General features: G+C 73.4%; 1 pseudogene. It reads left to right on the forward strand.

What is annotated here, in order from left to right:
* A pseudogene (locus EQG76_RS13150) lies at positions 1 to 287 on the forward strand (hypothetical protein); the annotation flags it as partial.
* Positions 288 to 458: the final 171 nt, after the last annotated feature.

The following is a 458-nucleotide window of genomic DNA, read 5'->3' on the forward strand; positions in this document are numbered from 1 at the left end:
CCCTTGCCGGCTCCGTGAAGACGCTGTTCTGGCCCCTCTCGCGCTCCCGCGGCGTGGCCGGGGTGCGGCTGGTGGCGGCCGGTGCCGGCAAGCTCGCCATGCTGGGTGGCCGCGACCCGCACCGGGCGAGCAGTGCGGTGATTGAGCCGGCACCGCCAGCCCCGCCGCCCACACCGTCGCTGGATCCCGCCATCGTCCTGGAGCCCCTGCGGGCTGCCACGGCCGATGGCAGCGCCAGAGCCGCGGGCGAGCGGCGCTGGTGGCGCCGGCGCGTCGAGGCAGCCTGAACGGCAGGAAGCAGGAATTGGCCACCAACATCCTTCTCGAGGACACGGCCACCAAGCGCCCACGCCAACCGGTGGCCGTGTCCGAGCGCAGCGCCGGCATTGGCCTGGTCACGATCGACACCATTCTGCTGAGCCTCGTCCTGGCGCTGAGCCTGCTGTTCGGCGGCTGGG

The sequence above is a fragment of the Geminicoccus flavidas genome (assembly GCF_009806515.1).
Classification (GTDB): Bacteria; Pseudomonadota; Alphaproteobacteria; order Geminicoccales; family Geminicoccaceae; genus Geminicoccus; species Geminicoccus flavidus.